Raw genomic sequence first — 26,765 nt, 5'->3', positions numbered from 1 at the left:
TATATAAAGCATGACACCTAAACATCCATCAGAATCCTTGACGATATTAACAGATTTGGTTTTACCGAGTGAAACCAACCCTCTGAATAACTTATTTGGGGGAGAATTATTGGCAAGGATGGATCGTGCTGCAAGTATCGCAGCCGGAAGACATTCACGTCGTATTGGTGTGACAGCATCTGTAAATCATGTGGCTTTTAACAAATCCATCCCATTGGGTAGCGTTGTCATTATTGAGGCCAAAGTATCTAGAGCTTTTAAAAGTTCGATGGAAATTTATCTGGACGTTTGGGTAGAAGACCGCCAATCTGGAAACAGGACTAAGGCTAACGAGGCGATTTACACATTTGTGGCCGTAGATGACACTGGAAGACCTGTAGAAGTTCCCCTACTTGAACCCGAAACTGAATTGGAAAAACTACGTTATGATGCCGCTTTGAGAAGAAAACAATTGAGCTTGGTATTGGCCGGCAAAATGAATCCTCATGACGCCACAGAATTAAAAGCTTTATTTACATAAAAGACAAAAATACCTTATAACCCGTTATGATGTTGTGCATCGCGTGAAGGATGGAAGCAAGTTACCGAAGTAACGCGGACAGCCTGACATCATAAAAAAAAGGGGCCGACTCACCAGCAAGATGAGTTGGTCCCTTTTTTTTATGATGGCACGCCCAAGTGATTTTTATCCCTTAATTTGTTTTAGTGAGGTTTTGATTCCTTTGATTAAAGAGGAACTAAAACCGTGTAATTCCATTTCGTTTAACCCTGCAATCGTACAACCTTGTGGCGTAGTTACACGGTCGATCAATTGCTCTGGATGTCCTTTTTCTTCAAGTAGCATTTCGGCTGCCCCTTTTACGGTTTGTGCCGAAATGGCTAAAGCAGTTTGCCAGTCAAAACCTATCTCGATTCCCGCCTGCATCGATGCACGAATATAACGCAAGGCAAAAGCCGTTCCACTCGCGGCAAGAACAGTTGCAGCATCCATTAATTTTTCATCAATTATAGGAGCAGTGCCCAATGCTTGAAAAAGAGCAACCGTTGCTTGAGCTTTCTCTTTGTTTTTTTCATGAAAAGCGATGCAAGTGGCAGACGCACCAAATTGAGCAGCGATATTAGGCATAATACGAATTGCACTATGGTCGCCTCCTATTTTATTTTGTAAATTTTCAATCGATAATCCGCTTACTGCTGAAGCAATTACTTTGTTTGAAATAGCAGGCAATATCTCAGCCAAAACAGTATCTACTTGATACGGTTTTATGGTCAGAATAACAACATCTGCTTCCTGAATATTGCTTGTATTATCTGTAGTGATTTGGATACCTAATTCTTTTAAATGTGAAATAGGTGCAAGATTGCGTCTGGTTACTGTTACCTGATTATTTGTAGTAAATTTTGCTATTCCTATTGCGATAGAAGCCCCAAGGTTTCCGCCGCCTATGATGTGTACTTTCATTTCGGTTTGTTTTTATTCTTTGATTAATGGCATTTAGAATACCAAAAAGATATTCAATAATAACTTAAAATTCTGCCTCAAATGGGGTAGAAAATATTAGGTAACAAAGAACACGAAAAATCCCGAATTTATTATTTTTTAATATAAATAAATTCGGGATAATTGTTAAATTAATAAACTATCGATAGCTAATATCCTAATATTAATCTGGCTATCCAAAAATAAATCATGATACCAAAAACATCATTTGTGGTAGTGATAAAAGGTCCTGTGGCTATAGCTGGGTCAATTTTCTTTTTATGCAAAAATAATGGCACCAATACTCCCAATGTGGCCGCAAACAATATTACCACCAACATAGAAATAGAGATGGCAAATCCAACTAAATATTGCTGATACATTAAGGAATGGTACAAAAACAAAAACAACGATATTATTGTCCCTGAAATCAAAGCGACCGAAAGTTCCTTGGATAAGTATTGTCTACTGTATTGTTTTAGGGTTCCGTTTGCCAAGCCTTGAACCACAATAGCCGATGCCTGTACACCTATGTTTCCCGCTGTAGCAGAGAGCAAAGGAACAAAAATCATTAAAGTAAAATATTGCTGAACTGAAGTTTGATTTCCTTCAAGTACCTTTGAAGCTATAATTTCAATAACCATTCCAATCAAAAGCCAAGGTAATCGCGCTTTCATTAACTCCAAAACGGTATCACTGGACTCTACATCATTGGTAATACCCGCAGCCAATTGGTAATCTTTTTCGGCTTCATCTTTGATTACATCGACGATATCGTCAATGGTAATTCGACCTACCAATCTTCCCAACTCATCGGTTACCGGGATAGCTTCCAAATCGTATTTTTGCATGATTCTGGCTACCTCGACATCTTCGGTATCGACCATAACCGAGTTTAATTTTTTGATGTATACTTCACTAATGGGCGTTTTAGTCGAAGTTGTAAGCAAATCTTTGAGTGATAATCGTCCCAAAAGCTTATTTTCGTCATCTACTACATAAATAGAATGCACTCTGGAAATATTTTCGGCCTGAATACGCATTTCCTTAATACAGGTAAAAACAGTCCAATTTTCATTGACTTTTACCAATTCTTTATGCATCAAACCACCCGCAGTATCTTCTTTGTAACGTAATAAATCGACAATATCTTTGGCGTGTTCAACGTCTTGCAATTCGGAGATTACTTCTTCTTTCTTTTCTTTAGAAAGTTCCCCAATAATATCGGCAGCATCATTGGTCTCCAATTCGTCAAGTTCTTCGGCAATCTCTTTTGGCGAAAGCCTGCTTAAAATATTCTCACGTAAATCGTCTTCTAATTCGAGAAGGATTTCAGCAGTTTTTTCACTGTCTAATACCTTAAAAATATAAGTAGCCTCGTCAAAATCCAATTCATCCAGGATTTCGGCAATATCAGCATGGTGCATATCATTCAATAAAACTTCCAGCTGCTGGTCGTTTTTGTTTTGAATGAGTTGCTCTAATTCCTGTATTAATTCTTTGCTGATTTTAAACTCCATCGGCTTCTATTTTTTGGGTCAATGCTATAAATTCTTTGTAATCTAATTGCTCCGGTCGAAGATTAAAAATCGTGTCTTCACGCAAACTCTCCGACAAATTTAGGGTTTTTAAGCTGTTTCGCAAAGTCTTTCTTCTTTGTTGAAAAGCAGTTTTTACAACAGTAAAAAACAATTTCTCCCCACAAGGCAAACTAAAGTCTTCTTTCCTACGCAAACGCAATACACCCGACTTTACTTTTGGCGGTGGATTGAAAACATTTTCGTCCACGGTAAACAGATACTCAGCATCATAAAAAGCCTGCACCAATACCGACAAAATACCATACGCTTTAGTTCCTTTTTTTTCACAAATGCGCTCCGCTACTTCTTTTTGGAACATTCCTGCAAATTCGGGAATCTGATTGCGGTATTCCAACGTTTTGAAAACAATTTGGGTCGAAATGTTATAGGGGAAATTACCAATTATGGCGAATTGTTTTCCAGCAAAAACTTCGTTGATATCATATTTCAGAAAATCCTTTGAGATGATTCTGTCTTTCAATTTATCATAATGCACACCTAAATATTCAACCGATTCAGTATCAATTTCAATAACGAAAGTATTGATTGGTTTTTCCAATAAATACTTGGTCAAAACTCCCATTCCGGGTCCAATTTCCAATACATCTTCATAACCTTCTAAATTCAAAGTATCGGCGATGTCTTTCGCTACGCTTTCGTCTTTTAAGAAATGCTGTCCGAGATGTTTTTTGGCTGTTACTTTTTCCATTTTATTTTATTAGATTTTTCGAGTATTAGATTGTTAGATTTTTCGAACTATCGAACCATCTAAAAATCGAATAATCTATTAGTGCTCACTTATTACTTGCAATTCGGTTCTAAAAGTCAGCATTTTATCGCCAAACAATTTCACTCCTTCTTCATTAAGTTTAGGAGCATCTTCTTGGTAATATCTTCCTAATGTTTCCTTGCTGTCTGTTGTATATTGAACCGAATAGGTAACTCCTCCCATTTCTTCTTCTACCAAAACGCGGACCAAACGTGCTGAAATAAATTTTCCACAAGCCAACATTTCAGGAATATGTTTGTGTTGCATCCAGATCATCCATTGGTCGTGAACACTTTCGTGTATGTTTGTGGTAACGTTGTATATTATCATTCCTTTTTAATTAACTTGTTTATATAAGGTTAGACTGTTTATAAAGGTTAGAGTGTTTAGTGGTTTGTGACAAAGTTCAGAAACTAAACTCTTAAACTATCTAAACCTTCTACACTTTTATAAATTGGTATCTCCCCTTAATTCCCTGAATTTCTTTCTAGCATCTACAAAATAAATACTGTCCTGATGTCCGAAAATAATTTTCTCATACAAAGACTTCGCTTTATCGGGTTGTTGCAATTGCTTATTGTAAATATCTGCCGAAAAATACAAAGCTTCATCAATATAAATCCCATCACTATGATGGTCAATTATGTCTTGATATTGTGCCAAAGCTAAAGTATAATCTCCTAACTTTTCATATAACCTTCCCAATCGCAACAAAGTTACCCCTTCAATTTCCTGGCCTTTAAAGGTTTTTAGAATCGACTGAAACTGGGCAATTGCTTCCCTATTTCTATTTTGGTACAAAAGATAATCACCTTTGGCAAATTGCTTCAGAGCGGTTTGAGTTGAATCGGCAACGGTATTGTCATTAATTAACAGAAAATACTCCAAAGCATCATTGGCAATTAACTGTGTGCTGGCCGATTTCAGTTCTTTGAACTGTTTCAAAGCCCATTCAAAATCGGTTTTAAAATAACTTGTTTTAGCAGATTTCAAGCTTGCTTCGTGTGACAATACATTGTTTTGCAAATTTTCCTGAATCTGAGAATAATAAAGCAGAGCTTGATTGAACTTTTCTTCGGAAAGCAAAATATCAGCCAACTCCATTTTACATTGCGCCTGATCGAATTGATTAAGCTGCATTTCCATGGCTCGCTTTAAAATGGCTTTTCCTTCGGCAGGATTCTGCATTATGAAACTCGCAAAATGTGCCTGTTTCAGTTGCAAAGATAAGGTAACTGGAGATATACCATACTGCTTTAACAAAAAGTCAAATTGGGCATCGATAGCTGCATAATCCTTTTCTTGCGCCGTATCCATTTTCATTTTCAACAAATAAGTTTGGGCTTGCACAATCAATTCTACATCGGTAGTGTTTTGCAATACATAATCCATGACTTCTGTGGCAACCTCATTATCACCTTCTTCAATGGCTATTTGCCCTAAACTGATTATACTGGAAAGTGATTCCGGATTTCGCTTATAAATGGCTTTTTCCTGAATAAAGGCTTTACCGAACTCTTTTTGTTGCATATAAAACCAACTCAAGAACTGATTCCAAAAAATATCTTGGCTTTTTTGAACCCGAATAATCAATGCTTTTCGTAGGCTATCATTGAACTTGGAATCTCCATCGGTGGACATATAACGCGTCAATTGATTTTGAATCATCAGTGCCGATTGAGGATTCTCAAACGCTTCATCCAAAAAATTGGAAATCATCTGGTCCGTATTTCCAAGTTGTCCATACAACAAGGCCGTTTGATATTTAAAATCAAAAGTTGGCACCAATTCACCGGCCAATAAATAGGATTTTAAAGCATATTCCAGTAGTACTTTCTTTTCAAAAGAATTGGCAACACCGTAAACTTCATTTGGATTTTTCCTGATTTTGTCTATTGCATCATCATAATACTTTTTGGCTTTCGAATCATTTTTCTGCAATTGAAAATTGTATCCCAATTCAACCAAAAGTGTAGCTTGCTTGTACCTCGCCAGTCGCTCCTGAATTGCTTTTTCAGCTGGTTCAAATTGGAGCAATTGCTGCATACAATCTATTTTTCGCTGAAAATAAAATGGGTTCGTTGGCAAACCGTCCGATAATTCCTGATAACTGACTAAAGCTTTTCCAAAATCCCCTTTGTCATAATAATACTGCGCCAATTGCTCGTTTTGCGAAAAACAAACCAATGAAAAAAACAGGACAATATATAGAAAGAGTTTTTTCATTTTTAAGTGCAATTCGTTTCGTAAAACATCAATTTTTATGAACCATATAAGTCTTATAAGATTTGCAATAAACTTAAATGACTTATATGGTAAATTTTTAGTCTATAATATCAAATCCACAGTACGGACGCAATACTTCTGGAATCACAATTCCTTCTGGAGTTTGGTAGTTTTCCAAAATTCCGGCAAGGACTCTTGGCAAAGCCAATGAACTTCCGTTAAGGGTATGTGCCAGTTGGTTTTTTCCTTCTTTATCCTTAAAACGCAATTTCAAACGATTGGCCTGGAAAGTCTCAAAATTAGATACAGATGAAATTTCCAACCAACGCTCTTGCGCTGTAGAATATACTTCAAAGTCATAAGTCAAAGCCGATGTGAAACCCATATCCCCTCCGCAAAGGCGCAAAATTCTATATGGCAATTTCAACTCCTGCAAAATGCTTTTTACGTGTTCTACCATTCCGTCAAGTGCAGCATATGAATTATCGGGATGCTCTACACGAACGATTTCCACTTTATCAAATTGGTGCAAACGGTTCAAACCACGTACATGCGCACCGTAAGACCCAGCTTCTCGACGGAAACAAGGCGTATAACCTGTATATTTAACAGGCAATTCATTTTCTGTTAAAATTACGTCTCTAAATATATTCGTTACAGGAACCTCAGCTGTAGGAATCAAATACAAATCATCAGTAGCATCGTGATACATTTGACCTTCTTTGTCTGGTAATTGACCGGTTCCATACGCAGATGCTTCGTTTACCAAATGTGGCACTTGCATTTCTTTGTATCCAGCTTCAGTGTTTTTATCCAGAAAATAGTTGATTAAAGCGCGTTGCAAACGAGCTCCTTTCCCTTTATAAACAGGGAATCCGGCACCGGTTATCTTTACTCCCAATTCAAAATCGATAATGTCGTATTTTTTTACCAATTCCCAGTGTGGTTGCGCTCCTTCGTGCAATACCGGAATATCACCTTCCTGAAAAACATTTACGTTTTCTTCTGGAGTTTTTCCAACAGGAACAATATCGGCAGGAAGATTGGGTAATGTATATAATTTTTCTGTTAGTTCATTGGCAATGGCAACAGCACTTTCGGCCAATGCTTTGCTTTTCTCTTTTAACAAAACTGTTTTTTCTTTAAGAATAGCCGCTTTCGACTTCTCCCCTGCTTTCATCAAATCGCCAATGTCTTTGGATAATTTATTAGATTCGGATAAAGTGTTGTCTAACTCCACTTGAGTTGCACGACGTTTTTCATCCAATTGTACCACTTCTTCAACGATCCCTTTGGCATCCATATTTCTTTTGGCCAAAGCGTTGATTACTTTCTCTTGATTCTCTCTAATAAATGCGATTTGTAACATAGTTGTATTTTTATAACTAAATAATGACAGCAAATTTAGGGAAATGTTTATTAAGAACGAGACAAAGTTTGTTTTGTGTTTTCATTTTAGCTTCTGTCGCACAATTTTGACAAAAGAATGACTCCTTTAACCATTTTATTCCCGTTTTAAAGCGCTTTTAAAGATTCTAAATTGAAATGAATTCTTTCTTTTTTGGCTTAAAAAGAACAACATTAAACTATTTTTTTTCTAATTTTACTAAAAACTAGAAATCATGTTGTTAAAAAATATCGAAACCGCGCTGAACAAACAAATTCGTATCGAGGCAGAATCTTCTCAAACCTATCTATCAATGGCTTGTTGGGCAGAAGTAAATGGTCTGGAGGGAATTGCACGATTTATGTACGCCCAATCTGATGAGGAGCGTTTACACATGCTCAAGTTAATCAAGTATGTTAACGAACGAGGTGGACATGCTCAAGTTACCGACTTGAAAGCACCAAAAACGACTTACGAGACTTTCAAAGGAATGTTTGAAGAACTTTACAAACATGAAGTTTTTGTTTCGGAATCGATTAATAAACTGGTTCACATAACATTTGAAGAAAAAGATTATGCTACCCATAATTTCTTGCAATGGTATGTAGCCGAACAAATTGAAGAAGAAGCAACAGCCAAAAACATTTTGGACAAAATCAACCTTATCGGTGACGACAAAGGCGGATTGTATCTTTTTGACCGTGATATTCAACAAATGGCAATAGCAAGTGCAGCAGCCACAACCAAATAATTAAGAGAAACCTTCATAAATAATATCCCCAAAATGCTTGAATTGCATTTTGGGGATTTTTTTGCTCCAAAAAATGTTAAAGTTTATTTAGAACAGATAAAAATAATATATATTTGCCTTGTTTTTAATTCCTTACACGGTGAGCAAGAAAGAAAAAGAGAAGAAAAATAAAAAGGACAAAAAAAAAGAACTCCTTAAAAAAATAAAAGTGGCAGAGAACTGTAAGTCTAGTTGTTGCGAAAAATACATGAAAAGTGAGAAAAAACGCTGCAGCCGTTGTCCCATGTTTGATTTGTTAAAAAAAACAGCCTAATTCTAGTTGACAGATAGAATTGCATAAATAAACATTTTTAAATCCCTTGTTGGTTTATAATGAACCGTCGCAATAGTTAATTATAGTAATGAAAAAGAGTCTCGACATACAGTGAGACTCTTTTTTTTGATTAAATTTCATCTTTATCAGATTGTGGAGATGCCTGTGGAGATGCTTCCTCCGTCAATATGATTATACTGTGGCGAAGCAAGACTCAATACATTTAATTGTGTTATTCCAAAACTATCGGCAAAATCTGTAACCTACTTCCCCAGGAGCATAATTTCGTTTACGACCACTTCAGTGATATATCGTTTTTCTCCGTTCTTGTCGTCGTAGCTTCTGTGAGTTAGCTTTCCGTCTATGGCAATTTGTTTGCCTTTAGTTACAAATTTCTCAATGATCTCAGCGGTTTTTCCCCAGGCTACTACAGTGTGCCATTCGGTTTGATCCACCCGCTCCCCTTTGTCATTTTTGTAACTGTCGTTTGTAGCGATTGTCAAATTGGCTAATTTTTTTCCTCCCTCAAAAGATTTGATGATTGGGTCGTTTCCTGCGTTTCCGATTAATTGTACTCTGTTTTTCATGGCGTGTAAAATTTGAATGTTAGTGTGTATATGATTTTTATTGAAATTGACATTTGCTATTGTTATTGATATGCATTTGTTTCATTTCGACATGGCAAAGATGCGACGACTGCAAAAGTTATTCGGTTGTTAACTATTTACTTTCGGTTGTAATTATTTGTAACCGTTTGTAAATGGGAATTTTTGAGTATATTTGGGAATCGGCAAATAATACAGATTGCATTACTTCAGATTTGGCAACTGAGATTAGGTCAATGCTGACAAGGATTAAACGGATTTTAAGCTGATAAGAATTATAGCACTTACTATGATTACAGTTTTCATAGTCAGAAATTGAAAAATCTGTTACAATCTGTACAATTCATTAAATATACGGCTCATTTATAAAGGAAATTATTTGATTCAAAAACAAAACCATAAATTCTGATTAGCCCTGATGGAAGAGAAAATCCGCCGCTTTTCAACGGGAATTGGAATGGCAGCAGGAACCCATACCCACTAATAAAACCCAAAGATTGGCTCCAAAAAAATAAAATGATGTTTCTTTAAACTAATTAATCACCTAAAATTCTCCATTATGCAGGCCAAAATAAAAAAAGTAGAATTGCGAAATTTAGCTTTTGAGGATTACAAACAACTCAAAAACTCGATGGTGGAATCGTATCCTGAAATGGCTGATTCCTATTGGCGTGCTAATGATATTGAGCGCTTACTGGGTATTTTCCCAGAGGGGCAATTAGTTATTCTTGTCGATGGAAAAGTGGTGGGCTCCGCCTTGTCCCTGATTGTTGATGAAAAACTGGTCGATAAAAAGCATAATTACTCACAAATAATCGCTGACTATTCGTTTTCGACTCACAATCCGAATGGGGAAATATTATACGGAATCGATGTTTTTATTCATCCCAATTATCGCGGTTTGCGTTTGGGCAGGCGTTTGTATGATGCCCGAAAAGAATTGTGTGAAAAATTGAACCTCAAAGGGATTGTTTTTGCAGGTCGTATTCCGAGTTATGGTCAGTATGCCGACAAACTAACGCCCAAAAAATACATTGAGAAAGTGAAAAGCAAGCAATTGCACGATCCGGTACTTTCATTTCAGCTGAGTAATGATTTTCACGTGCTTCGAATCATGAAGAACTATTTGGCCGGCGATGAAGATTCCAAGGAATTTGCAGTTTTACTGGAATGGAACAATATCTACTTTGACGAAAGTCCGAGATTAATAAACACGGAGAAAAATGTTATCCGTTTAGGATTAATTCAGTGGCAAATGCGATCCTTGGGCAACCTCGAAGCTTTATTCGAACAATCAGAATTTTTTATTGATGTAGTTTCGGGTTACAGTTGCGATTTTGCAGTTTTTCCAGAATTGTTCATTGCGCCTTTGATGGCCGACTACAATCATTTGACCGAGGCAGAAGCGATTCGGGAATTAGCGAAACATTCAGATCCCATTCGGAAACGGTTTCAGGAATTGGCCATTTCATATAATATCAATATCATATCGGGCAGTATGCCGTATTTGGAAAATGGAAATTTATACAATGTGGGATTTCTGTGCAAAAGAGATGGAACTTCAGAAATGTATACCAAAATTCATATAACTCCAAACGAAACACAACATTGGGGAATGAAAGGTGGGTCTGAAATCAAGACTTTTGATACCGATTGCGGTAAAATTGGGATTATGATTTGCTATGATGTGGAGTTTCCAGAAGTTTCAAGAATTATGGCCGATGAAGGAATGAATATCCTGTTTGTACCTTTCCTGACCGATACTCAAAACGCTTACACTCGGGTGAAACATTGTGCGCAGGCCCGAGCGATAGAAAACGAATGTTATGTTGCCATTACAGGCTGTGTCGGGAATTTGCCCAAAGTAAATAATATGGATATTCAATATGCACAAGCAGCAGTTTTTACGCCTTCGGATTTTGCTTTTCCGAGTAATGGCATCAAAGCCGAAGCTACTCCAAATACCGAAATGACCTTGATTGTCGATGTCGATTTGCGATTGCTGAAAGAATTACACGAACACGGAAGTGTGAGAATCCTGAAAGACCGAAGAACCGATTTGTATCAAATAAAAAAGATAGAACCATGAAAACCTGCCTTGAATGTGGAGATCCCATTGTAGGTCGAGAAGACAAAAAATTCTGCAGCGACGGTTGCCGAAATGCCTACAACAACAAAATAAATAAGGATAGTACGAATTATATGCGCAATATCAACAACAAATTGCGTAAAAATTACCGAATTTTGTCGGAACTGAATGTTGATGGAAAATCCAAAACAACCCGAGCCAAGTTGATGAGTAAGGGTTTTGATTTTGAGTTTTTTACCAATGTTTTGAATACCAAAACGGGAAATACCTACTATTTCCTGTATGATCAAGGCTACATGGTTTTGGACAATGATTATTACATGTTAGTTAAAAAAGATATTTAATACCCCCAATTATGAAAAAGAATTATTCCTCCATTATAACTATTGTCATCATCCTAGGAATTTTGGGATTTTTATTCGCTTCCTTAATGCCTTCGTGGTCACCTGACGAGGACAAGAAAGTAACGGAGTTTTCGACGAGCAGAGCTTTGGAACATATTAATGCTATAGCAAAACAACCCCATTATGTGGGCACAAAAAACCACGAGGTTGTTGCCAATTATATCATCAAAGAGCTTCAAAAACTAGGATTGGAAACAACGGTTCAGGAAGGTTTTACGTTGAGCGACTGGGGTAATTTGGTTAAATCCAAAAATATTTTGTGTCGTATTAAAGGGACTAAAAATACCAAAGCATTGCTCCTACTCTCGCATTATGACAGTGCACCGCATTCTTTTTCACACGGAGCCAGCGATGATGCTTCGGGTGTGGCAACGATACTAGAAGGTGTTCGCGCTTTTTTGAATGCGAGAACCAAACACCAAAACGACATTATCATTCTATTTACGGATGCAGAAGAATTAGGTTTGAACGGCGCCGCACTTTTTGTTACCCAACACCAATGGGCTAAAGAAATAGGATTGGTTTTAAATTTCGAAGCCCGCGGTTCATCGGGACCGAGTTATATGCTGATGGAAACCAACAAAGGAAATGCTGGTTTGGTCAAAGAATTTGCAAAAGCAGATGCTACTTATCCTGTTTCGAATTCATTGATGTACAGTATTTACAAAATGTTGCCGAATGACACCGACTTAACCGTTTTTAGAGAGCAAGGCAATATTCAAGGATTTAATTTTGCTTTTATTGATGACCATTTCAATTACCACACCGCTCAGGATGATGTGGCGCATTTGGACAAAAACACCTTGAAACACCAAGGTTCGTACTTGATGCCGTTACTGAATTATTTCTCGAATGCTGATTTGAATGCTACGGCATCAACTACAGACGATGTTTATTTCACGATTCCATTTACGTTTATCAGTTATCCTTTTGATTGGGTTGTTCCAATGACATTGATTGCTGCTGGTTTGTTAATCATTTTGGTGTTTTTGGGTAAAGCCAAAAGAATGCTAAAGCTGAACGACATTATGAAAGGGTTTTTCCCGTTTTTGGGTTCTTTGATTTTTACGGGATTAATCACTTATTATGGATGGAAAGGATTGCTGCTGTTGAATCCGCAATACAATGATTTACTCAACGGATTTACCTACAACGGACACGATTATATTGCAGCCTTTGTATTGATGAGTCTTTCGATCTGCTTCTTCTTTTATCAAATAGCTTCCAAACCAAAAGTGACAATGAACCACTATGTCATTCCGCTTTTATTTTGGATTGTACTCAATGGATTCCTTGCGAATAGCTTGCGCGGTGCTGGATTCTTGATTATTCCTGTCTATTTTGGACTGATTGCGTTCGCGGTTTTTGTGTTTAGCCAAAGATCAAATTGGATTGTAAACATCATTTGTGGAATTCCCACCTTATTGATTGTTGCTCCGTTTATTCAAATGTTTCCCGTAGGTTTGGGATTGAAAGTGCTATTCGGAAGTGCTATTCTGACTGTTTTGGCGTTTGGATTATTGTTGCCTGTTTTTGGAGCTTTCGCCAAAAAAGGAACTTGGTCATTATTATTCTTTTTTACGTCGGTTTTATTTTTAGCGAAAGCGCAATACCACTCAGGTTATGAATTGGGTGAAGCCAAATCCAACAGTTTGGTATATCTCTATAATGCAAATAACAATAAAGCTTATTGGTTAACTTATGATACCAATCTGGATTCCTGGACGAAAGCTTATTTAGGAGAAAAACCGAAAGGAGCAAAAATCTTCAATAATTTAAAGTTAGTCAGCAAGTACAATTCGGAGTTCACATATGCAGCAGAAGCGCCAAACAAAGGGATTCCCAAACCAACGATTACTTTTCTGCAAGACAGCGTGGTAGGTGTCAAAAGATATTTAAAAATACAAATTACCCCAAACCGAAAGGTCAATCGCTATGATATTTTTGCCAATGAAATCATGACTTTTTACAATTTCAAAGCCAATGGTGTGAGTACTTTGGGTCAGCAAGGACCGGAATTGGAAAGAAACGGCAAAAAACTGTTGAGTTATTATGTCGTAAATAACGAACCACTTATACTGCAATTCACGGTGAACCGAGCGACTGTTCTCGATATGGATGTAATGGAAAGTTCTTTTGATTTAATGGTAAATCCACTATTTGCGATGACTCCAAGAGAAAGCTGGATGATGCCAACACCTTTTGTATTGAATGATGCGGTAATCATTACCCAAAAAATAAAACGACATCAAAAATTCGTTGCGCCTGTTGTGAATCCTGTCGCAGTGCAACCTGTAGTTACGGATAGTTTAAAGGTGGTAAAAGATACCTTGAGGGTTAAATAAATAGTATTAAGAAAAGCAAATCAATTATGTCAAATTTAGATTTTAATTTACAGCCTGAAACGCTTGAAAACGATCAAATAAAATTGATACCGCTCCAAGAAAGTGATCTTGAAATGTTATACAAAGTAGCATCTGACCCAGAAATATGGGAGAATCACCCATCAAAAAACCGTTATAAAAGGGAAGAGTTTCAGTTTTTTTTGGATAGTGCTCAAGCATCCAAAAGTGCATTTCTAGTTTATGATGTCGCAACTAATGAGTTAATAGGAAGTACTCGTTTTTATAATTTGGACACTACAAATTCTGCTATTGCCATTGGTTATACTTTTTTAGCCAAAAAATACTGGGGTACCGGCCATAACAAAGCGATGAAAAAATTACTGATTAATTATGCATTCCAATACATTAATACGATACTTTTTCATATTGGTGAAACAAATATTATATCTCAAAAAGCTATTGCAAAAATTGGTGCAACTAAAATAGGTATTGTAGATTTTAACAATAGCGAAGTCCCTTACTTTGAGTATCATATTCGAAAAGAAGATTGGATTTAAAACATATTGCATACTGAATGGATTATCTTTAAGGTCATAAATTATGACCTTAAAGAATTTGAAAATCTTATCCCATCAACAAGCACATTCAAATTTCGCTCCATCTTTATTCCCCTTAGCTCCCTCGGTAGCATATCCGTCAAATTTCCACCACTCGATTCCGCCTATTAATTCTTTTACTTTAAATCCTAACTTGGTCATATTCAAAGCACCTTTTGTGGAAGCATTACAGCCTATTCCATCACAATAAGTTACATACAATACTTCCTTGTCCAAGTGAGCAGTAGTTTCCGGACTCATTTCGCGATGCGGAATATTGATCGCGTTTGGAATATGTTCTGCCTCAAATCCAAATACTTTTCGGGCATCAATAGCGATTACTTTTTCTCCATTATTTAAGGCGTCAAACAAATCGGACGGATCCATTTCGAATGCCAATTTGTTTTCATAATGTTTTATTTGTGCTTCCATTAATATTGCTTTTAGATTGATTAATGATCCAAAATTAGAACAACTAAATTTACCATAAAAACGAAAAGAATTCATGGAATAGATGAATTCTTTTCATACAAATCCAATTATAAATTTTGTTCCTTTGTGCAAATAATTTTCGAAAATGGAAATCAGACATCTAAGATTGATCAAAGCAATTGTCGAAGAAGGGAGCATTACAAAAGCGATTGACAAACTGCATTTGACACAATCAGCCTTGAGTCATCAGCTCAAAGAAGCCGAATACCAATTGGGTACACAGCTGTTTTTGAGAACGAACAAAAGACTGGTTCTGACCAAAGCGGGCGAGAAATTATATGAAATTGCAAATGAGATTCTCGACAAACTTTCGGAAACAGAGCTCCAAATAAAAGAAATGGTTTTCGGGGAATTTGGAGAAATCCGTATCAGTACCGAATGCTTTTCCAGTTACCATTGGTTGCCCTCTGTTTTGAAGCAATTCCACCATTTATATCCTAATGTTGAATTGAAGATTGTTACCGAAGCCACCCATTATCCTTTACAAAAATTACTGGATAATGTAATCGACATTGGAATAGTCAGTGATCAAATCAAAGATGACAGAATAAAATATCTGGAGCTTTTTCAGGATGAAGTGGTTATGGCCGTTTCTGAAAATCATCCTTGGGCCAATAAAAAATATGTAGTTGCCGAAGATTTTGCAAATGAGCATTTAATCATCCATTCCTTGCCGATGGAAACGGTTACCATTCATCAAATGGTTTTGGCTCCAGCCCAAATAACTCCGAAAAAAGTAACTCCATTACCGCTCACCGAAGCTTCTATCGAAATGGTCAAAGCTGATATGGGCGTGATGTCAATGGCAAAATGGGCGTTACAACCTTATTTAAAAAGTAGCCCTATCAAAGCTATAAAAATTGGCAAAAGCGGGCTAAAAAGAAAACATTTTATAGCCATTAGAGCCGAAAAACAATATCCAGATTATTTCAACCATTTTATTGGCTTTTTACAAACCGAAATCAATCTGCAATGAAATCGCCATGACAACATTTGTCACAATAGCGATGAAGATCTAGCGATACCATATTCCTTCAAAAAACAAATATTATCTACATATGAAGTATTTAATAAGAGATTGCCAACCAAAAGATGTATATGCAGTGGTTGATTTGTGTCAAAAACACGCAGACTATGAACGAGCCCCTTTTGATCCTATCGGAAAAGAAGACGGACTTAAAAACGCCTTGTTTGGTGAACAACCCAAATTATTTTGTTTGGTTGTTGAAGCCAATGAAACAATCGTTGGATATGCGAGTTATACTTTTGATTTTTCAACTTGGGATGCCGCCTCTTTTATGTATATGGATTGTTTGTATCTCGAAGAAGAGATTCGCGGTTTTCGAATTGGTGAGGCCATAATCGAAAAATTAAAACAGATTGCAAAGGATAAAAAGTGCATCAACATACAATGGCACACTCCTAAATTCAATGAAAAGGCTATCAAATTTTACCATCGCATTGGTGGGACAGGGAAAGATAAAGTACGTTTTTTTCTGGAATTATAATGGGTTATAAAAAATATAAAATGAGACAAATAAGCATATTGGGCTGTGGCTGGTTGGGTTTGCCTTTGGCGAAAGCCTTACTAATAAATGGATTTTCCGTGAAAGGCTCAACTACATCCGAAGGTAAACTTTCTACATTAAAATCGTTGAGCATTGATCCTTTTTTGATTGCGCTTAACAGCAAAAATATAACGGGTGCAATCGAAGACTTTCTCAACGGAAGTGAAACTTTGGTTATTGATATTCCGCCTCAATTGAGAGGAAAAAACGCTGAAACTTCAACTTCGAATGAAAAGGTATTTGTTGAAAAAATAAAAACTTTGATTCCGTATCTGGAAAAATCGACGATTGAGAATGTACTTTTTGTAAGCTCGACTTCCGTTTATGGCGAAATCAATGGAAAGATATCCGAAGAAACTGTTCCAAAACCAGATACTGAAAGTGGCAAACAATTACTGGAAGCGGAATCGCTTTTGCAGAATAATCTCAACTTCAAAAGTACGATTCTCCGTTTTGGCGGACTCATTGGTGAAGACCGAAATCCGATAAAATTTTTGGCAGGAAAACAAAACTTAGAAAATCCAGAAACTCCCATTAATTTTATCCATCAGGACGATTCTGTTGGTATTATTCTTAAAATAATAGCTAGTGGTTCTTGGAACGAAATTTACAATGGTGTGAGTCCTTTTCATCCCGAAAGAGAAACCTATTATACTCAAAAAGCAACCGAATTAGCTTTACCTTTGCCACAATTTGACCACTCGAAACCTTCAACTGGAAAGCTGGTTTTGAGCGATAAAGTAGAAAACGTTTTGGGTTATTCCTTCATTAAAACCAATTTGTAAGTTGAGAACAAAAATACAAACCGCTTTTAAGTCTAGAATCAATGCCATCGGATTACCCGTTTTAGCTTTGTGTTGGGTGAGTTTTTTTTGGGGTACCACGTGGTTGGCATCGAAAGAAGGGGTTAAACACATGCCAGCATTACAGCTCGCTGGCATTAGACAATTTATTGGAGGTTCTTTATATCTTGCCTTTTTCTTATTCAAAAAAACACCTTGGCCCAAAGGAAAGCAATGGAAAACTATCATTATTCTAAGTTTACTTAATTTTGTTTTTAGCAATGGACTCAGCACGTGGGGCGTGAAATATATCAGCAGTGGCTTGGGGGCTATAATTGGAGCTATGGTTCCTTTGTGGATTGTATTCATCAGTATTTTTAAAGGCGAAAGAGTTACCAGATTGGCAATTCTGGGAATTTTAGTTTGTTTTGGAGGAGTTTGCGTTATTTTTTATGAGCACTTGCTCGACTTTTTACAACCCGACTTTCAATTTGGAATAATTCTTTCGATAGCGGCAACAATTACTTGGGCCTTTGGCACTTTATATACCAAGAAAAAAGCGGCGAGTTTCAATCCATATTTCAGCTTGGGGTTACAAATGTTTATTTCCAGTATTTTTCTTTTTTCATTTGTTGGAGCTACTGGAGCAAGCATTCCGCTTTCGGAAATTCCAATTAATTCTTGGTTATCGATTGCTTATTTGGTAATCGTCGGTTCTGTCCTGACTTTTATCGCTTTTATTTATGCCTTACAAAAACTTCCAACCGAACTGAGCAGCGTCTATGCTTACGTAAACCCAATAGTTGCAGTAATTTTGGGCGCTTTTATTTTTGGGGAACCATTAACCACAGCAATAATCTTTGGCGGTAGCATAACGTTAATTGGATTGTATCTGATTAATTATGCAATGCGAAAAAAGAAAAACAAAAGTGAAGTAATAATAGAAGTCCATTAGAGTAAAAAGATTAAAAGCCAAACAATTGTAAGATTTTAATGCAATCTTAATTCATTTGAAAACGTGATGAAAAAATTTTCTTCTTATAAAAATGTAAAGTAATTCCTGGCAATCAAATTTTAAATATTTTTTCTGAAGAAATAACTAAATTCCATACTTACGATATGGTTGTATTTTTCTTTATTTTTGCACCAAATTAATTTTATGTTATCTATTCTAAAAAAATACAGAGTCTATATTGGTGTTGTATTAATTTTTTCCATCATAACGCTTTACTTGTTTTATTCGGCTTTGAAACCAAGTAAAACATTGCCAATCTATAATCCAGCCGATGTAAACCCGGAACTGGTAGACAGTACAGTACAATACATCAGTAAATACCACACGATTGCTAATTTTTCTTTTGTGAACCAAAACGGAAAAACCATTACTCAAAAAGATTATGAAGGCAAAGTATATGTAGCCGATTTTTTCTTTACCACTTGTGGTTCAATTTGTCCAAAAATGACCACCAACTTAGTCGATGTACAGAAAGCAATCCAAAACAATCCAAAAGTAATGTTGCTTTCACATACCGTTTTTCCTGAAACCGACAGTGTCCCTGCTTTAAAGGCTTATGCTAAAAAGTATGGTGTCATTGACGGAAAGTGGAATCTGGTAACTGGCAACAAAAAAGAAATTTATACTATGGCCAGAAAATCTTACTTGGCTGTAAAACTTGGAAAACCAGAACAATTGTATGATATGGTACACACCGAAAATTTTGTTTTGGTAGATCAAAAAAGACGTGTCCGCGGTTTTTATGACGGAACCAAGAAAGAAGACATTCAGCGATTAATCGACGATATTAATTGGCTTTGTTCCAATGAAAAAAATGAGTAAAACTGATAATTATCAGCTGTAATTATAATAAAAAATGTATTTTTGCAATCTTAATTCAATCTAAATAAGCTTTGCAAACAACGATACATTCTCTCAAAAAAGGCCAAAAAGCCATTATACTGGATTTTGATATCGATGTGATACCATTAAAACTGTTAGAAATGGGATGCTTGCCGGGCAATGAAGTCGAATTGCTTCAAATTGCACCCTTTGGAGATCCTTTGTATTTGAATATTAACGGTTCTCATCTTGCCATTCGCATTGAAACCGCAAAACAAATTGAAGTAGAACTCATTAAAAACAAATAAAAATGAGTTTAAAAAACATCAACGTTGCATTAATTGGAAATCCAAACGTAGGGAAAACTTCCGTTTTTAACCAACTTACAGGATTGAATCAGCAAGTGGGAAACTATCCAGGAATTACTGTTGAAAAAAAGATGGGTTTTTGCAAACTGCCCAACAATATCAAAGCAAATATTCTTGATTTACCCGGAACTTATAGTCTGAATGCGAGCTCCATAGATGAAAGTGTTGTTATCGAACTTTTGCTTAACAAAAATGACCGCCTTTATCCAGACGTGGCCCTTGTGGTTACCGATGTGGAGAATCTGAAACGAAATTTACTCCTTTATACCCAAATAAAAGACCTTGAAATTCCAACCATTTTGGTCATTAACATGGCCGATAGAATGGAGCACAAAGGCATCAGTCTTAATATTCCTTATCTTGAAGAACATTTAAAAACCAAAATTGCACTGATTAGCTCTAGAAAAGGGTATGGAATTGAAGAGTTAAAAAATTTAATCGTTAGTTACAAAACCATTTCTTCAGAACCTTGCTTGAATGCATCGAGTATTGATGTAGAATATTTTAACAGCCTTCGACATGCATTTCCCAATCAGTTGTTGTATAAATTATGGTTGGTTATAACTCAGGATGTCAACTTTTTGAATTTGGAACGTAATGAAATTCGAAGCTCTTTTACCAAATCGCATTCGGATTTAAAACGGTTACAACAAAAAGAAACCATCAAACGGTATCAGTTCATCAATGATGTTTTAAAAGAGGGCTTAAAAATTGACTCTAGTATTGCCAAGGACTTTCGAAGCAAATTAGATCGTATACTTACTCATAAAATATGGGGGTATGTAATTTTCTTCGTTATTTTATTTGTTATTTTTCAGTCTATTTTTCAGTGGTCCAAAATACCTATGGATTTTATCGACAGCACTTTTGCCACTTTAAGTACATTGGCGAGTGAACATTTGCCCTCAGGAATGCTGACCGATTTGATTTCACAAGGAATAATCCCCGGAATTGGTGGTATTTTAATTTTCATTCCACAAATTGCTTTTTTGTTTTTATTTATTTCCATACTTGAAGAGAGTGGTTACATGAGTCGTGTGGTGTTCTTGATGGACAAAATCATGCGCCGATTTGGACTATCCGGTAAAAGTGTGGTACCATTAATTTCTGGAACAGCCTGTGCCATTCCTGCAATTATGGCAACCCGAAATATAGAAAACTGGAAAGAACGTTTAATCACCATACTCGTAACACCGTTTACCACCTGTTCGGCTAGGCTACCTGTTTATGCCATTATCATTGGTCTTGTCATTCCAGATACTTATGTTTTAGGAATTTTAAATGTACAGGGATTGACTTTAATGCTTTTATATGTTATTGGTTTTGGAATGGCGATATTATCCGCTTATATCCTGAATATCATTCTAAAGGTAAAAGGCAAAACATTCTTTGTGGTAGAAATGCCAAACTATAAATTGCCAATGTTCAAGAACGTCGCCATCAACGTAATTGAAAAAACAAAAGCCTTTGTTTTTGGCGCCGGAAAAATCATTTTGGCAATATCCGTTATCTTGTGGTTTTTGGCCTCTTACGGTCCCGGAAAACAGTTTAAAAACGCCGAAGAAATAATATTGGAGAATACAAAAGCACATCCATTATCAACAACCGAATTCAATAATGCTGTCGCTTCGCAAAAACTGGAAAACTCTTATATTGGGTTAATGGGAAGAGGCATTGAACCAGTTATTTCACCATTGGGTTACGACTGGAAAATTGGTATAGCTATCATCAGTTCATTTGCTGCCAGAGAAGTATTTGTAGGGACCTTGGCAACCATATACAGTGTGGGCGGAACCGACAATGAAAATACCATAAAAAACAAAATGGCCGAAGAAGTAAATCCTGTAACAGGAGAAAAAATATTTAATTTTGCCTCTGGAATATCATTACTAATGTTTTATGCTTTTGCAATGCAATGCGCCAGTACTCTAGCCATTACCAAAAAAGAAACCAACTCATGGAAATGGCCTGCTGGTCAACTTGTTTTTATGAGTTCTTTGGCTTATATAGTAGCATTAATTGCTTTTCAAATCCTAAAATAGCACAATTATGATTCAAGAAATAATAGCCTTTGTGATCCTTATACTCGCACTTGGTTTTTTGATTCGAAAATTTTTCTTCAAAAAAAAATCGAATAAAAACTGCGGTAGTGGTGATTGTGGCTGCAGTTAATTGGAGTTAGCCTAAATCTTCAAAAATATCTTTATTTATTTTTTTAGTAAAAAAACATCAAAACAAGCCCAGAATAGCTTCCCAACTCAAAGAAAGTTACTAATTTCTGGCAATAAACACATTTCGTTCCGTTTTTTATCTTAAATTTATGTCATTAATATTCAATAACTTATTTCTAAATTTAAAAACTGATTGTTATGAAAAAATTGTTTAGTAAAGCATTAGTTGTTTCTAGCGTATTGTTATTATTAATTTCATGCAAAAAAGAAGAGCCAGTAACTGCCACTATTGACATTAACCAAATCAAAAAAGAAATTCAAGCCAAGGAAAATGAATTTGCAGACACATATAATACCGGCGTAGTAAAAGAAATAGGATACTTTGCAGATGGTGCCATTACCTTTCCTCAAAACAACCAACCAGTAATAGGCAAAGAAGCAATAATTGAATATTTGAAATCCCATGTTGATAGTATTTCAAAGGGCAGAAAAATTTCATTTACGACCACCGAAGTGTTTCCTTCAAAAGATGGCGAACAAGTCGTTGAAATTGGTTATTATAAAGTACTAGATTCTACAAATACCGTTGTTAATTCAGGAAATTACATGACATTATTCGTTAAAAAAGACGGTAAATATTATAGCTTAAGAGACATGAGCACTTCAGATTTGCCAAACTAATAAATGGCTCTCCCACTAAAAAGGTTCTCAAAAAATTTGATTTGAGAACCTTTTTTTATGTCTAATACTGCTATACTTTTTTATCTAATAAACTAAATCCTATTTTAAAATCGGCTAATTATATTTGTAAAGATGCATCGAAGTTCATCTCTACAGTATCTACGGTGCATACTCGCCTTTAAGGAAAAATCTATTTGAAAATAATTTTGACAATAAAAAAACCCTGACAAATCACTTTATCAGGGTTATTCTATTGTCGCTTTAATTAAATCATATCTAGTTAGCGTCTTCTTCCGCCGCCGCCGCCTCCGCCACCTCTAAAACCGCCGCCGCCACCACCGCTTGAACGGAAACCGCCACCACCGCCTCCGCTAAAACTGCTTGAACGATTAGAAGTAGAAGGCCTTGTTGATGCTGAAGAAGATCTGTTGCTGCCTACATCACGAGTTGAAGCTGATGGTCTGCTGCTTGCATCACGAGTTGAAGTAGAAGCCCTGTTTCCATCACGCGTTGACGCTGAAGGTCTATTGGCATCTCTGGTTGAAGCAGAATTTCTATTGCCATCTCTTGAGTTATTTCTGTTATTACTATTTCTATTATTATTTATGTTATTATTACCTCTGTTATTACTATTTATGTTGTTGTGCGATACACGATTTGAAGTGTTTCGACTATTGTTATTATAATTGTTGAAACTATTATGATTAACATAAACATTTGAATTGTGATATCCATAACCGCCACCATGATAATGATAATGATTGTGACGATAAATACCTACTGCCATAACAGTAGCAAATCCAAACCAAGGCGGATAATACCCATAATAATACGGTGGGTAATAAGGTACATAAGCAGGTGAATACACATACTGCACAATTGGAGCTTGCTCAACAACAACTGTAGTCGTAGAGGCTGGAACATTCACGGTTACCGGATTCGTTCCTTGGTAAGCAGGATTGGCTGTTACTCCGGCATTTCCCTTTGGGCTAGGCTCAACAATATAATCCTTGCCATACAAATCCTTGTCACCAACAATTTGAAGCGATATTTTTTTGTTTTTGTCTTTTGAAACAAAAATAACGGCAACATCCTGCGTTTCTTTTTTATCTATTGGGTCACGAAGAATAAAAGTAAAATCGTCTCCGTCTTTTTTGGTCTCCACTTTGATAAAGTCAATTTTTTTATCATCGTTTAAATCCAAATTATTGATTTTATTTTTACTATCATTCAATGATTTTTCAAAATCTTCAATCGTCTTTGATTTCTGAAAAAGATCCAAAACTGCATAAAGGTCTAAATTATCTCCTGGCAAACCTAATTCCCCAGTATCACTCCCTGTTTGTGAGAAAGCACTTAAACCTGATAAACTAATTACTATTGCTAATAGCGATAAAAATCTTATTTTCATATTATTACGATTTAAAAATACTAATGTAAATATAACAAACAAAACTTAATAAATTAAGTCCTTGATGGAATATCTTATATCGTAAAAAACAAAAATTGTGCCAAATAGATTAATTCAAGTTTCATATCCTTATCTCACCAATAAAATTAAAGCAGCTTTCTATATAAATTCCTCCTCCTCTAACTAAGTATTCTTCTCTAAATGAGTGTTTTGACTTCAAAATGAGGATAACAGTTCAACTTAAAGCACTTTTACAAATAAATTACTTGCTATTTTGTTTGAAATGGTCAATTCCGTGCTGTTTACTTTTATTTTTAACGACAAATCAAATGATTCTTTAGTTACCACTTCGATTTTAGTTCCCAACCCGATTTGTTGTTTGTCTAAGTATTTCAAGAAATCGGAAGAATTGTCTTTGACACCAACACAAATTCCAGATTGACTTGCCGCTAACTCAGATAATAATTGTTTTTCTATTGTTATTATTCGCCCTTGTGCATCGGGTATCGGATCACCGTGTGGATCTTCGGTAGGATTTCCAAGAAAATCGTCGAGTTTATTGATGAGTTTTTCAGATTTGATATGCTCGAGTTGTTCGGCAATATCATGAACTTCATCCCAAGAAAAATCAAGCTTCTCAACCAAAAAAACTTCCCATAAACGATGTTTTCTCACAATCATTTTGGCTGCAAGCTTTCCGTTTTCCGTTAATGAAACTCCTTGGTATTTTTTATAATGCACTAAGTCTTTTTCGGCCAATTTTTTTAGCATATCCGTTACAGAGGAAGCTTTGGTTTCCATCATTTCGGCAATAGCATTGGTACTTACTTCACTGTCGAGGCTAGTGGTAAGATGATATATGGATTTTAGATAATTTTCTTCGGAGAAAGTCATTTGATTGCAGATTTTAGATTGCAGATTTTAGATTGCAGATTTAAAAAAAACCATCATCCAAAAATCTTAAAAACTTAGTTACTCAGAACCTCAGTAACTATTTTTAATTTTTTACAATGAACAAAGGTATTGAAATTTTATGGCGCAGTTTATCAACCGTAGTACCAAAAATTAAATCTTTCAAGCCTGTATGCCCATGAGTTCCCATGACCAAAATATCAAAACTACCATTATTTATTATCGTTGGAATAATCTTTGTTGGATTTCCAAATCCTAATTCTGTTTCAATTTTAAAACCCTTTTGCGAAAGCATTTCTTTATATTCTAACAACAACGTTTCATCTATAGTGGTTTCGTGATCATCGGCTTCATTTCCATACATCATCGCGCCAACTGTCTCTACCACATGCATCAAAGTATATTTTGCGTCCATTCCGCCTAATTCAAAAGCATGGTTTAAAGCTGCCTCATCTGCAGAAGAAAAATCAACAGACACAGCAATGTTTTTATAAGAATACGTTCCCGTTGAAGAAAACTTCAAAGCCAAAAGATGTGGAGAATGGTTTTGAATATCCGGTTTTGATTTCGTCACAAAAGGTTTAATTACGATATAAAGCAGTAAAATCAAGAAACTAATTGCCAAGGGCACCACAGTTAACCAAAGAATTAATGGATTTTCTGAAGTTTCTAACCAACCTTGTATTTCTGAAAAAACCAATTTGGCGTTGAGTGAAACAATGATCAAAGCCACTATCCATGACGCAATTTGCGTTGTTCTGCTAATATGAAATCCTTTCATTTTTCTTTTATCACTCACAAAATGGATGAGCGGAATTATAGCAAACCCTAATTGCAAACTTAAAATTACCTGGCTAAGGATCAACATCTTCCCAGTAACGCTTTCGCCAAAAATAAAAATAACAATCATAGCAGGTACAATGGCAATTAAACGTGTAATAATTCGACGAACCCAAGGCTGTATACGTAAATTTAAATAGCCTTCCATCACAATTTGCCCAGCCAATGTTCCGGTAACCGTCGAGCTTTGCCCTGCCGCTATTAAGGCTACCGCAAATAAAATAGGAGCCCACTTAGTTCCTAATATCGGTTGCAGAAAACGGTAAGCGTCTTGAATTTCGGCTACTTCAAACATTCCGTTTTTATAAAATGTAGCTGCAGCCAAAATTAAAATAGCCGCATTCACAAAGAAAGCCAAGTTTAAGGCAATCGTTGAATCTATAAAATTATATTTAATGGCTTGTTTGATTCCTGCTGGACTACGGTCAAATTTTCTGGTTTGCACCAAAGAGGAATGCAGGTACAAATTGTGAGGCATTACCGTTGCCCCAATAATCCCAATAGCAATATAAAGTGCTGATTCATTTGGCAAAGAAGGAATCAATCCATAAATTACTTTCCCCATCTCGGGTTGTGCAAATATCATTTCAAATATAAAAGACAATCCAATTATCATAACAAGCACGATGATAAACGCTTCCATTTTACGAATACCTTTATTAATTAAAAAAAGTAATAAAAATGTATCCAAAACCGTAATCATAACCGCTTCAATCAACGGAATTCCAAACAATAAATTGATACCGATGGCCATTCCTAAAACCTCAGCAAGATCACATGCGGCTATGGCAATTTCGGCAAGAAAATAAAGAATATAATTAATGAATTTCGAATAGGTTTCTCTTGATGCCTGCGCCAAGTCACGTTGGGTTACAATTCCCAATCGAGCACTTAAACTTTGTAACAGCAACGCCATTAAATTACTCATCAACAATACCCATAATAAGGCATATCCAAACTGACTCCCTCCCGCTATATCCGTCGCCCAATTTCCTGGGTCCATATACCCAACACTAACCAAATAGGCTGGACCAAAAAAAGCCAATATTTTCCTGAATACAGAAGTTTTATTTTGTGTTGCCACCGATTGATGTACTTCTTCGAGAGATTTAGTCATTATTAAAAGATTAAAAAACAAATATATAAAATATATTTACA

At 35.9% G+C, this 26,765-nt stretch carries 27 protein-coding genes; 16 read left to right on the top strand and 11 right to left on the bottom strand.

What is annotated here, in order from left to right; translation table 11 throughout:
• Positions 1 to 10 precede the first annotated feature (10 nt).
• Complete coding sequence (locus DOS84_RS02240; protein WP_111408471.1) at positions 11 to 520, top strand: acyl-CoA thioesterase; 510 nt, start codon at positions 11 to 13, stop codon at positions 518 to 520.
• A gap of 165 nt (positions 521 to 685) precedes the next feature.
• Here DOS84_RS02240 and proC read toward each other — a convergent pair whose 3' ends face one another.
• The 6 genes from proC to serS all read right to left on the bottom strand — a co-directional run bounded on the left by proC (position 686) and on the right by serS (position 7,424).
• A complete protein-coding gene (gene proC, locus DOS84_RS02235; protein ID WP_111408470.1) occupies positions 686 to 1,462 on the bottom strand; it encodes a pyrroline-5-carboxylate reductase in 777 nt (258 codons plus the stop codon).
• 188 nt (positions 1,463 to 1,650) lie between these two features.
• The gene (gene mgtE, locus DOS84_RS02230; protein ID WP_111408469.1) at positions 1,651 to 3,000 is read right to left on the bottom strand and encodes a magnesium transporter; all 1,350 of its coding nucleotides are present in this window, start codon (positions 2,998 to 3,000) and stop codon (positions 1,651 to 1,653) included.
• Positions 2,990 to 3,769, bottom strand: coding sequence for a 16S rRNA (adenine(1518)-N(6)/adenine(1519)-N(6))-dimethyltransferase RsmA (gene rsmA / locus DOS84_RS02225; RefSeq protein ID WP_111408468.1), 780 nt, complete (start codon positions 3,767 to 3,769; stop codon positions 2,990 to 2,992). The genes mgtE and rsmA overlap by 11 nt, the downstream gene beginning before the upstream one ends.
• A 78-nt stretch (positions 3,770 to 3,847) precedes the next feature.
• Positions 3,848 to 4,159 (bottom strand): DUF4286 family protein, encoded by a 312-nt coding sequence (locus tag DOS84_RS02220; RefSeq protein WP_111408467.1) that lies wholly within the window; start codon positions 4,157 to 4,159, stop codon positions 3,848 to 3,850.
• Positions 4,160 to 4,276: 117 nt separating this feature from the next.
• Entirely contained in the window at positions 4,277 to 6,055 is a 1,779-nt protein-coding gene (locus DOS84_RS02215) for a tetratricopeptide repeat protein (protein ID WP_111408466.1), read from the bottom strand.
• 97 nt (positions 6,056 to 6,152) lie between these two features.
• Positions 6,153 to 7,424 carry a serine--tRNA ligase gene (gene serS, locus DOS84_RS02210; protein ID WP_111408465.1) on the bottom strand — a complete coding sequence of 424 codons (1,272 nt, stop codon included), beginning with the start codon at positions 7,422 to 7,424 and terminating at the stop codon, positions 6,153 to 6,155.
• A gap of 253 nt (positions 7,425 to 7,677) precedes the next feature.
• Here serS and DOS84_RS02205 point away from each other — a divergent pair, with 253 nt between their 5' ends.
• Together DOS84_RS02205 and DOS84_RS19040 are read left to right on the top strand one after the other, a co-directional pair.
• On the top strand, positions 7,678 to 8,193 hold the full coding sequence (locus DOS84_RS02205; RefSeq protein WP_111408464.1) for a ferritin: 516 nt from the start codon (positions 7,678 to 7,680) through the stop codon (positions 8,191 to 8,193).
• A 139-nt stretch (positions 8,194 to 8,332) separates the two neighbouring features.
• On the top strand, positions 8,333 to 8,506 hold the full coding sequence (locus DOS84_RS19040; protein WP_165830382.1) for a hypothetical protein: 174 nt from the start codon (positions 8,333 to 8,335) through the stop codon (positions 8,504 to 8,506).
• 263 nt (positions 8,507 to 8,769) lie between these two features.
• On the opposite strand, the gene DOS84_RS02200 is transcribed toward DOS84_RS19040, so the two are convergent.
• Positions 8,770 to 9,093, bottom strand: coding sequence for a single-stranded DNA-binding protein (locus tag DOS84_RS02200; RefSeq protein ID WP_111408463.1), 324 nt, complete (start codon positions 9,091 to 9,093; stop codon positions 8,770 to 8,772).
• A 577-nt stretch (positions 9,094 to 9,670) separates the two neighbouring features.
• Between DOS84_RS02200 and DOS84_RS02195 the strand changes: the two genes are divergently transcribed.
• The 4 genes from DOS84_RS02195 to DOS84_RS02180 are packed head-to-tail and all read left to right on the top strand — an operon-like array spanning position 9,671 to position 14,506.
• Positions 9,671 to 11,200, top strand: a complete 1,530-nt coding sequence (locus DOS84_RS02195; RefSeq protein ID WP_111408462.1) for a bifunctional GNAT family N-acetyltransferase/carbon-nitrogen hydrolase family protein — start codon at positions 9,671 to 9,673, stop codon at positions 11,198 to 11,200.
• Positions 11,197 to 11,544: a DUF2116 family Zn-ribbon domain-containing protein gene (locus tag DOS84_RS02190; protein WP_111408461.1), complete on the top strand. Its 348-nt coding sequence runs from the start codon at positions 11,197 to 11,199 to the stop codon at positions 11,542 to 11,544. Before DOS84_RS02195 ends, DOS84_RS02190 begins: the two co-directional genes overlap by 4 nt.
• Before the next feature lie 11 nt (positions 11,545 to 11,555).
• Positions 11,556 to 13,949: a M28 family peptidase gene (locus DOS84_RS02185; RefSeq protein WP_111408460.1), complete on the top strand. Its 2,394-nt coding sequence runs from the start codon at positions 11,556 to 11,558 to the stop codon at positions 13,947 to 13,949.
• Between the two features lie 26 nt (positions 13,950 to 13,975).
• Positions 13,976 to 14,506 carry a GNAT family N-acetyltransferase gene (locus DOS84_RS02180; protein WP_111408459.1) on the top strand — a complete coding sequence of 177 codons (531 nt, stop codon included), beginning with the start codon at positions 13,976 to 13,978 and terminating at the stop codon, positions 14,504 to 14,506.
• A gap of 75 nt (positions 14,507 to 14,581) precedes the next feature.
• Here DOS84_RS02180 and DOS84_RS02175 read toward each other — a convergent pair whose 3' ends face one another.
• Complete coding sequence (locus DOS84_RS02175) at positions 14,582 to 14,977, bottom strand: rhodanese-like domain-containing protein (RefSeq protein ID WP_111408571.1); 396 nt, start codon at positions 14,975 to 14,977, stop codon at positions 14,582 to 14,584.
• 145 nt (positions 14,978 to 15,122) lie between these two features.
• On the opposite strand from DOS84_RS02175, the gene DOS84_RS02170 reads away from it, so the two are divergent.
• The 9 genes from DOS84_RS02170 (at position 15,123) to DOS84_RS02130 (ending at position 22,444) form a co-directional block, all read left to right on the top strand.
• Entirely contained in the window at positions 15,123 to 16,013 is an 891-nt protein-coding gene (locus DOS84_RS02170) for a LysR family transcriptional regulator (RefSeq protein WP_111408458.1), read from the top strand.
• 82 nt (positions 16,014 to 16,095) lie between these two features.
• Positions 16,096 to 16,545 (top strand): GNAT family N-acetyltransferase, encoded by a 450-nt coding sequence (locus DOS84_RS02165; RefSeq protein WP_111408457.1) that lies wholly within the window; start codon positions 16,096 to 16,098, stop codon positions 16,543 to 16,545.
• A 20-nt stretch (positions 16,546 to 16,565) separates the two neighbouring features.
• On the top strand, positions 16,566 to 17,390 hold the full coding sequence (locus tag DOS84_RS02160; RefSeq protein ID WP_111408570.1) for a Rossmann-fold NAD(P)-binding domain-containing protein: 825 nt from the start codon (positions 16,566 to 16,568) through the stop codon (positions 17,388 to 17,390).
• Between the two features lies 1 nt (position 17,391).
• Positions 17,392 to 18,342 (top strand): DMT family transporter, encoded by a 951-nt coding sequence (locus tag DOS84_RS02155; RefSeq protein ID WP_111408456.1) that lies wholly within the window; start codon positions 17,392 to 17,394, stop codon positions 18,340 to 18,342.
• Between the two features lie 204 nt (positions 18,343 to 18,546).
• Positions 18,547 to 19,224 carry an SCO family protein gene (locus DOS84_RS02150; protein ID WP_111408455.1) on the top strand — a complete coding sequence of 226 codons (678 nt, stop codon included), beginning with the start codon at positions 18,547 to 18,549 and terminating at the stop codon, positions 19,222 to 19,224.
• A 71-nt stretch (positions 19,225 to 19,295) separates the two neighbouring features.
• Positions 19,296 to 19,532 carry a FeoA family protein gene (locus tag DOS84_RS02145; protein WP_111408454.1) on the top strand — a complete coding sequence of 79 codons (237 nt, stop codon included), beginning with the start codon at positions 19,296 to 19,298 and terminating at the stop codon, positions 19,530 to 19,532.
• Positions 19,533 to 19,534: 2 nt separating this feature from the next.
• Positions 19,535 to 21,634, top strand: a complete 2,100-nt coding sequence (gene feoB / locus DOS84_RS02140) for a ferrous iron transport protein B (RefSeq protein ID WP_111408453.1) — start codon at positions 19,535 to 19,537, stop codon at positions 21,632 to 21,634.
• Between the two features lie 7 nt (positions 21,635 to 21,641).
• Entirely contained in the window at positions 21,642 to 21,764 is a 123-nt protein-coding gene (locus DOS84_RS02135; RefSeq protein WP_424320171.1) for a FeoB-associated Cys-rich membrane protein, read from the top strand.
• 197 nt (positions 21,765 to 21,961) lie between these two features.
• Entirely contained in the window at positions 21,962 to 22,444 is a 483-nt protein-coding gene (locus tag DOS84_RS02130; RefSeq protein WP_111408451.1) for a YybH family protein, read from the top strand.
• 280 nt (positions 22,445 to 22,724) lie between these two features.
• Here DOS84_RS02130 and DOS84_RS19215 read toward each other — a convergent pair whose 3' ends face one another.
• The 3 genes from DOS84_RS19215 to DOS84_RS02115 form a co-directional block, all read right to left on the bottom strand.
• Complete coding sequence (locus tag DOS84_RS19215; RefSeq protein WP_207802013.1) at positions 22,725 to 23,855, bottom strand: hypothetical protein; 1,131 nt, start codon at positions 23,853 to 23,855, stop codon at positions 22,725 to 22,727.
• Positions 23,856 to 24,095: 240 nt separating this feature from the next.
• Positions 24,096 to 24,749, bottom strand: a complete 654-nt coding sequence (locus DOS84_RS02120; RefSeq protein ID WP_111408450.1) for a metal-dependent transcriptional regulator — start codon at positions 24,747 to 24,749, stop codon at positions 24,096 to 24,098.
• 103 nt (positions 24,750 to 24,852) lie between these two features.
• A complete protein-coding gene (locus tag DOS84_RS02115) occupies positions 24,853 to 26,724 on the bottom strand; it encodes an Nramp family divalent metal transporter (protein ID WP_111408449.1) in 1,872 nt (623 codons plus the stop codon).
• Positions 26,725 to 26,765 lie beyond the last annotated feature (41 nt).

This window comes from Flavobacterium aquariorum (assembly GCF_003254745.1).
Lineage (GTDB): Bacteria > Bacteroidota > Bacteroidia > Flavobacteriales > Flavobacteriaceae > Flavobacterium > Flavobacterium aquariorum.
Note: the sequence above shows the minus strand (reverse complement) of the source record. Positions and strands in the feature narration are given on the sequence as shown.